This window comes from Dietzia sp. HMSC21D01 (assembly GCF_001815995.1).
In the GTDB taxonomy this organism is placed as follows: domain Bacteria; phylum Actinomycetota; class Actinomycetes; order Mycobacteriales; family Mycobacteriaceae; genus Dietzia; species Dietzia cinnamea.
Genome location: NZ_KV823652.1, coordinates 1 through 7,342, shown reverse-complemented (window position 1 = coordinate 7,342; position 7,342 = coordinate 1). Strand labels below are relative to the sequence as shown.

9 protein-coding genes and 1 pseudogene are annotated in these 7,342 nt (G+C 72.7%); 6 read left to right on the top strand and 4 right to left on the bottom strand.

From position 1 onward, the window contains the following. The 5 genes from HMPREF3086_RS01370 to HMPREF3086_RS01350 all read left to right on the top strand — a co-directional run. On the top strand, positions 1-581 hold a 581-nt coding region (locus HMPREF3086_RS01370), incomplete at its 5' end, for a histidine phosphatase family protein (RefSeq protein WP_070719768.1). Beyond that, entirely contained in the window at positions 578-1,498 is a 921-nt protein-coding gene (locus tag HMPREF3086_RS01365; RefSeq protein WP_083324213.1) for an NAD(P)H-hydrate dehydratase, read from the top strand. The genes HMPREF3086_RS01370 and HMPREF3086_RS01365, both read left to right, overlap by 4 nt. Before the next feature lie 25 nt (positions 1,499-1,523). Beyond that, positions 1,524-2,057, top strand: a complete 534-nt coding sequence (locus HMPREF3086_RS01360) for a transporter substrate-binding domain-containing protein (protein ID WP_061229132.1) — start codon at positions 1,524-1,526, stop codon at positions 2,055-2,057. A 13-nt stretch (positions 2,058-2,070) separates the two neighbouring features. Continuing rightward, positions 2,071-3,045: a cation diffusion facilitator family transporter gene (locus HMPREF3086_RS01355; protein WP_061916431.1), complete on the top strand. Its 975-nt coding sequence runs from the start codon at positions 2,071-2,073 to the stop codon at positions 3,043-3,045. A gap of 58 nt (positions 3,046-3,103) precedes the next feature. Continuing rightward, entirely contained in the window at positions 3,104-3,604 is a 501-nt protein-coding gene (locus HMPREF3086_RS01350; RefSeq protein ID WP_061916434.1) for a hypothetical protein, read from the top strand. A gap of 36 nt (positions 3,605-3,640) precedes the next feature. On the opposite strand, the gene HMPREF3086_RS01345 is transcribed toward HMPREF3086_RS01350, so the two are convergent. The 3 genes from HMPREF3086_RS01345 to nadA all read right to left on the bottom strand — a co-directional run bounded on the left by HMPREF3086_RS01345 (position 3,641) and on the right by nadA (position 6,220). Continuing rightward, on the bottom strand, positions 3,641-4,162 hold the full coding sequence (locus HMPREF3086_RS01345) for a hypothetical protein (RefSeq protein ID WP_061916437.1): 522 nt from the start codon (positions 4,160-4,162) through the stop codon (positions 3,641-3,643). 64 nt (positions 4,163-4,226) lie between these two features. Next, positions 4,227-5,147, bottom strand: a complete 921-nt coding sequence (nadC, locus tag HMPREF3086_RS01340) for a carboxylating nicotinate-nucleotide diphosphorylase (RefSeq protein WP_083324214.1) — start codon at positions 5,145-5,147, stop codon at positions 4,227-4,229. Positions 5,148-5,188: 41 nt separating this feature from the next. Further along, positions 5,189-6,220, bottom strand: a complete 1,032-nt coding sequence (gene nadA, locus HMPREF3086_RS01335; RefSeq protein ID WP_174521550.1) for a quinolinate synthase NadA — start codon at positions 6,218-6,220, stop codon at positions 5,189-5,191. Between the two features lie 132 nt (positions 6,221-6,352). On the opposite strand from nadA, the gene HMPREF3086_RS01330 reads away from it, so the two are divergent. Further along, positions 6,353-7,060, top strand: coding sequence for an NUDIX hydrolase (locus HMPREF3086_RS01330; RefSeq protein WP_061229144.1), 708 nt, complete (start codon positions 6,353-6,355; stop codon positions 7,058-7,060). 6 nt (positions 7,061-7,066) lie between these two features. Here HMPREF3086_RS01330 and HMPREF3086_RS01325 read toward each other — a convergent pair. Beyond that, positions 7,067-7,342, bottom strand: a pseudogene (locus HMPREF3086_RS01325) (hypothetical protein); the annotation flags it as partial.

The window sequence follows — 7,342 nt, the reverse complement described above, 5'->3', positions numbered from 1 at the left end:
GGCTCGGCGAGCTGCCGGAGGAGCTCCGGCCCACCGTGTGGTTGACCTCGCCGTACCGCCGGGCGGCCGACACCGCGTCCCTCACACTCGAGGCGGCGGGCGGGGCGGCGGGCGCGCCGACTCTGCTCACCGACGAGCGCCTGCGGGAGCGCGATCTGGGGATCCTGGACGGTTACACCGGTGGGGGGATCCGAGAGCGTTATCCGGAGGAGGCCGAGCGGCGGGACCGGATCGGCAAGTTCTACTACCGGCCGCCCGGTGGCGAGAGCTGGACCGACGTGCTGCTGCGTGTGCGCTACCTGCTCACCGACCTGCGCCAGCAATACGCCGGCGAGCGGGTATGCGTGTTCAGCCACCAGGCGGTCATCATGTGCTTCCGCGTGGCCCTCGAGCGGATGGCCGAGCACGACGTGCTGACGATCGACCGCGAGGACCCGCTGCCCAACTGCTCGGTGACGACCTACCGGCGCGCCGACGACCAACTCACACTCGAGCACTACGCTGACACGACAGCTGTAGAGCGCGCGGATGCGCCGACGACGCATGAGACGCCGACGACGCAGGAGGAGGCGGCGACATGACGGGCGGCGACATGACGGGCGGCGGATCCGGTGGTGCGAGCGGGGCCGAGACGGTCCTCACGCCTCACCTCCTGCGGGACTGGCCACTGCCCGCGCCCGGCGGGGGCAAGGAGGGCCGAGGACGCGTGATCGTCGTGGGCGGCAGCCGGGCCACCCCGGGGGCGGTGAAACTGGCCGGCGAGGGCGCGCTTCGCAGCGGCGCGGGCAAGTTGCAGATCGTCACGGCCGAGTCGGTCGCGCCCGGACTGGCGATCCACATCCCCGAATCCAAGGCCGTCGGGCTGCCCGAACGCGAGGACGGGGAGCTCGCAGCGGTGGGCGCCGAGACGATCATCGGGCTCGCGAAGTCCTGCGACGCCGTGGTCCTCGGCCCCGGCATCGGGGACAAGACCGCCGCGACAGACCTACTCGCAGAGGTGCTCCCCCGGCTGGAGACCACCCTGGTGCTGGACGCGCTCGGCATGGCGTACGTCACCGAGCACCCCGACGGCCTCGAGCACCTCGGCGGCCGCGTGGTCCTCAGTCCGAACCCCAAGGAGCTCTCTCGAACCCTGGGTGTCGACCAGGACGACGTGGAGGCCGACACGCCCGCGCACGTCACCGAACTCGCGCGCCGCGCCCGCGCGGTCGTCGTGTCCGGCACCTCGACCTCGTGGATCGCCACCCCGGACGGCCGTCTCTGGCGGGACGAGTCAGGATCGTTCGGACTCGGCGTCTCCGGCTCCGGTGACGTCAAGGCCGGCATCATCGCCGGGCTGTTGGCCCGAGGGGCGGATCCGGCACAGGCCGCCGCGTGGGCCACCTACAGTCATGGCCGGGCCGGAGAGCGCCTGTCCGCCCGGACCGGCCCCACCGGCTTCCTCGCCCGCGAGCTGCTCCCCGAGGTGCCGGGGATCCTGGTGGAACTCTCGTCCTGAGCAGGACGTCGGGAGGGTGTCAGTCATGCAGGTCCGGCAGCGCGGGTTCCCGGTCGGCCGGTCGCGCCGGGTCGGGGGTCGGAACGCGCTCGTCGTCGTATACCTCCTCGCCCTCACCGGCGCCCTGACCGCCGCGTGCGGCGGACCGTTCCCCAGGGATACCGACGGCAGCCTCGACCGGATCACCGGGGGCGTGCTACGCGTGGGCGTGTCGGAGAACCCGCCGTGGACCGAGGTGTACGACGACGGGCGCGTCGCCGGGCGGGAGGTCGACCTGGTGCGTGGGTTCGCCACCGAGCACGGAGCCGACGTGGAATGGATCCCCGGTGCGGAGAGCGAACTCGTGATGGCGATGGTCCGCGGCGATCTCGACGTGGTCGTCGGCGGGCTGACGTCCGATACGCCGTGGGAGTCCGAGGCGGCGGTGACCCGACCCTACGCCGATGAGGTCACACCGGACGGCGACACCGAGCAGATGGTGATGGCCACGCCGCTCGGCGAGAACGCCCTGCTCGTGGCGTTGGAGACGTACCTCGCCGGCACCGGGGAGGCGTCGTGAGCGGGGAAGCGTCATGAGCGGGAAGACGGCGCTCGGCGGTCGGGACCTACCCGAGGAGCAGCAGGCCGCACTGCGACGCGCGATCCGGCTGGAGTGGGTGACCCTCGCCGTTCTCGCCGTGACGGTCGCGGCCGTGTACTCGGTGTCGGGCCAGTCGCAGGCGATGAAGGCGGCGTGGATCGAGGACTCGCTGTCCTTCCTGCCGCCGATCGCGTTCCTCGTGGCCGTACGCGTGTCCAGGATCCCGCCGAGCGCGCGGTTCCCGTACGGGCATCACCGGGCGGTCGACATCGGGCACCTCGTGGCCGGCGTGTCGCTTCTGGTCATGGGCGTGTTCCTCATCGTCGACTCGGGCACCGGGCTGATCACCGGCGAGCGACCCCCGCTGGGTGTGGTGGAGATCGGCGGGCACGTCATCTGGTCCGGGTGGCTGATGGTGGTGGTGATGGGGCTGTCGGTCATCGGGCCGTTCATCCTCGGCCGGATGAAGCTCGCACCGGCCGAGGCGCTGCACGACAAGGTGCTCTACGCCGACGCCGCCATGAACCGCGCCGACTGGAAGACCGGTCTGGCCACGATCGTCGGGGTGTTCGGGATCGGCCTGGGGCTGTGGTGGGCGGACGCGGTCGCGGCACTGGTGGTGAGCGTGTCGATCATCAGCGACGGGTGGTCCAATCTGCGCGGCGCGATCGAGGGGCTCGCCGACGCGCGCCCCACCCGCTTCGACGGCACCGACCCCCACCCGCTCGTCTACGAGATCGACGAACTGCTGGCCGAGGTGGACTGGTCCGTGGACCGCGGCGCGCGCGTGCGTGACGAGGGGCATGTCTTCCACGTGGAGGCCTTCCTCGTCCCCGCCGACGGCCGCGAGGTCACCGTCGAGGCCCTGTCGGACGTCCGTCGGCGGTTGGCGCGGCTGAGCTGGAAGATCGAGGACGTCGTGGTGACCGTCGTGCCGGAGGTGCTCGACGGTCACCGGCCGTGTTGACGCGCGCACCGGCCGCGTACCGGCTGCGGATCGCCGTGCGGGCTGGCACTCTCGGGGCATGCCCACTCTCGACGCCATCCGGACCGCCATCGACGCCGCCACCGAGCCCGAGCAGCCCGCGCTGGAGCGGGCTCGCATGATCATCGTGGACAAACTCGGCGAGCGCGACAGCCTGGGGCTCGACGAGCTCATCGAGTCAGTGTGCGAGGCGTACGACGCCCACTCGGGCGAGCCGCTGCGTCTGGTCGACGTCGACCCGTCCGCCCCTGAGACCGACACGCCCGCCCTGCGGAACCTGCGCTACGCCCGCGCCGCGCGCACGGCGATCATCGCGCTGCTCGACGAGGGGACGATCGTGGCGGTCGAACCGCTGCCCGGCGACGGTGAGATGGTTCGCGCCACCGGCGAGGGGGACCCCGCGGGAGACCAGGACGACGACGAGGTCACCGCCGCCAAGGAGACCACCGACGCGGCGGCCGCGAAGGCCGGGGCCGAGGAGGTCGTCGTCGCGACGGGCCCGCAGCCGGAGGGGCGGCGGTTCTCGCTCGCCGACCGCTGACCGCCCCGCCGGCGGAACCGAAACCTGCGGGGTGCTTTACAGGGTGACGGTCTCGTCCGGGTGGTCGGTGTCCTTGAGCGGCTTCTGCGCCCCGCCGGACAGGGTCGCCTCCCCGAGGCGGGCCTCCCTGTACCGCTCGGCCTGCGCCTGGGTGATGGGTTCGCGTGAACCGTCCTTGGCGTAGCAGACCGGCAGCCAGGCGCCCTCGTCGTCCAGGCGGGCGACGATCCGCTGGCGCAGGCGGAACGGCTGGATGGAGTCCGACCACGCGACCAGCAGGTCGAGGTTTCCGCCGCGGGCGTCGGGAGTCGAGTCGGTGCTGCAGAAATGCTGCACACTGCGCCACACCGCGAACTGGGCGCCGGACACCGACAGCGGGTCGACGGTCGCGGCCTTCGGCGCACGGGCGGACCGGGTGCGAGAGGCCTTGGCGGGCGCGGGGGGCGGCGGCGGGGAGGTGTTCTCCCCGGCCTCGACGCGGCGCCGGGCCTCCTCCATCCGCTGCAGTCGTCGCTCCGCCGCCGTGCTCTTCTCGCCTGAGTCCCAGAACCCCGTCATGGCAGACGACTTTACGCGGCCCGCCGCCCGGCGCCCGAGCCCGAACGCCCCCGTGGGGCGGACCTCACAGGTCCAGACCCAGATCGAGTACTGCGACGGAGTGGGTCAGGCCCCCGACCGCGAGATAGTCCACGCCGCAGCGCGCGTAGTCGGCGGCCACGTCGAGCGTGAGCCCGCCGCTGGACTCCAGCCGCGTGCAGGGCGAGACCTTGTCGCGGCGCTGCACCGCGATCTGCGTCTGCCACACCGGGAAGTTGTCCAGCAGCACCAGGTCGACGCCCGCGGCCAGCATCTGGTCGAGCTGCTCCAGGGAGTCCACCTCGACCTCGCACGGTAGATCCGGGAAGCGCTCGCGGACCGCCGTCAGCGCCGGGAGGACCCCACCGGCTGCGACGACGTGGTTGTCCTTGACCAGTACCGCGTCGCCCAGGCCCAGGCGGTGGTTGACCCCGCCGCCGCACCGCACCGCGTACTTCTGCAGCAGCCGCATTCCGGGCATCGTCTTACGCGTGTCGCGGACCGCGCAGTTCGTTCCGGCGAGTTCGTCGGCCCACGCGCGGGTGGCGGTGGCGACCCCGGACAGGTGGCACACCAGGTTGAGCACCGTGCGCTCGGCGGTGAGCAGCCCGAGGGTGGGCGCGCTGATCTCGGCCACGACGTCGCCGGCCGCCACGCGGTCGCCGTCGCGGGCGTGGAGGGTCACGGAGAACCCGGGGCCGCTCTCGCCGGACGAGCCGCCCGTGCCCCGGCCGATCACCTCGTCCAACACCATCTCGATCAGCGGCAGGCCCGCCACGACGCCGTCTGCGCGAGTCGCCAGCCGCGCGGTCGCCCGGGCATCGGCCGGCACCGTGGCCAGCGAGGTGGCGTCCGGGCCGTATCGCAGGTCCTCCTCGAGCGCGCGACGGATCGCGAGCACCGCGTCCGCACGGGTGTCGGGGTCGAAGAACTCGTCGTCGTCGACCCCGGCTGCACCGCTCGCCACCGTTCCGCGGTCCGACACGCCGCCCGACACGCCCGGGCGGCTCACTCCCCGGACCCCGGGTTGCCGATGGCGATCATCCGCTCGACCGACCCGCGCGCGGCCTCGGCGGTCACGGGGTCGACGTGGACCTCGTCGGCGCCCTCGACGAGGGCGCGTAGCAACGCGGCCGGGGTGATCATCTTCATGTACGGGCAGCTGGCCTGGTCGTTGACCGGCAGGAAGTCGATCTCCGGGGCGGCCTTGCGCAGCTGGTGGATCATGCCGACCTCCGTCGCCACGAGCACCTCGCGGGCGCCCGAGGCACGGGCGGCGTCGATCATGCCGCCGGTGGACAGGATCTTGACCTGATCGGCGGGCACCGCGCCCTCGGTGGCCAGGTGCAGCGCGCTGGTCGCGCAGCCGCACTCGGGGTGGACGAAGAGCTCCGCGCCCGGGTGGGCGCCGGCCTTGGCCGTGAGCTGGTCGCCGTTGATCGCGGCGTGGACGTGGCACTCGCCCGCCCACACGAGGACGTTGTCGCGACCGGTCTTGCGCCGCACGTGCGCGCCGAGGAACTGGTCTGGCAGGAAGAGCACCTCGCGGTCGGGGTCGATCGAGGCGACCACGTCCACGGCGTTGGAGCTGGTGCAGCAGATGTCGGTGAGCGCTTTGACCGCCGCGGTGGTGTTGACGTAGGAGACCACGACGGCGTCCGGGTGCTCGGACTTCCACTCGGCCAGCTGCTCGGCGGTGATGGAGTCGGCCAGCGAGCAGCCCGCGGCCTCGTCAGGGATGAGGACGGTCTTGTCGGGCGAGAGGATCTTGGCGGTCTCGGCCATGAAGTGCACGCCGCAGAACACGATCGTCGACTGCTCGACGGCCGCCGCGATCCGCGACAGGGCCAGCGAGTCACCGACGTGGTGGGCGATGTCCTGGATGGCGGGGATCTCGTAGTTGTGCGCGAGGATCACCGCGTCCCGCTCGGCGGCGAGGCGGCGGATCTCCGAGGCCCACTCGGCGTCCGGCTCGACGCCCGTGTACACGGAGCCGTCGTGACGGATCCTCGCGGCGAGCGGCGAGTCGAGCCGCCCGATCGTGGTGCCGGGCCGCGGCGCGACCGTCGTGCTGTGTCCTGTGGCAGTGCTCAACGCTGCCCCCTCCCGGGTGAAGTCTCACGGCGCCCTCCGGCAACCGCCCGGGGACGTTTTCGACTTATGATCGAATACATGAAGGAGTGTAACACCGGTCACGAGGTGCTCGTCGTGGTGAGCCAGGTGCGGCCGGTCTCCGAGGCCTCGACACCCGCCCTCCACGTGCTGCTCTGGCAACACTCCCTGGGGCCCGCCGCCGGCCGGTGGGCGCTCCCGGGCGGCGAGGTCCGTGACGACGAGGACCTGCGCGCCTCCGCCACCCGGCAGCTCGCCGAGAAGGTCGACGTGCGGTCACTGAGCCACCTCGAACCGGTCGCCGATTTCTCCGACCCGGCCCGCGTCCCCGGCCGGCGCGTGTTCGCCTCCGGCTTCCTCGGCGTGCTGCCCTGCGACGCCGCGCCGGCCCTGCCCGACGACACCGCGTGGTTCCGCGTGGACGAGCTGCCCGACACGGTCTACGACCACGCGGGCATCGTCGCACTGGCCCGCGACCGCCTGGCGGCCAAACTGTCCTACTCCAACCTCGGCTTCGCCCTCGCGCCCGAGGAGTTCACGCTGTCCTTCCTCGCGCAGCTCTACGCGGCCGCGCTCGGGCACCCGGTGGACCCGACCAACCTCCAGCGCGTCCTGACCCGCCGCCGCGAGCTCGAGGCGTGCGGGCGCAGCGCTCCCCCGGGCCCGTCGGGCGGGCGGCCGGCGGGGCTGTACCGGTTCGCCGAGAGGCGACTGCGCATCACCGACCAGTTCGCCACCCTGCGCCCGCCGACCGGCAGCGGGTGGTGAGTCCCGTCAGTCGGCGTGCAGGTCCGCCGACGGGTCGAGGTACGCCAGGGCGGCGACCGTGAACGCCGCGATCATCGTCCCCAGGGCCAGCCAGCCGACGCCGGGAGGGAACCAGTCCCACGCCGGGCCGGACAGGCCGTAGATCATCCGGTCGTAGAAGAGCTCCCCCGCCGCCGGGGCCTGACGCACCACCTGCCCGTACGGGGCGTCCTCCGGCGGCGCCGCGAGCACCCCGGCCACCGGGGACGCGGACATCGCGGCCGTCGTCGCCGCCAGCCCGGG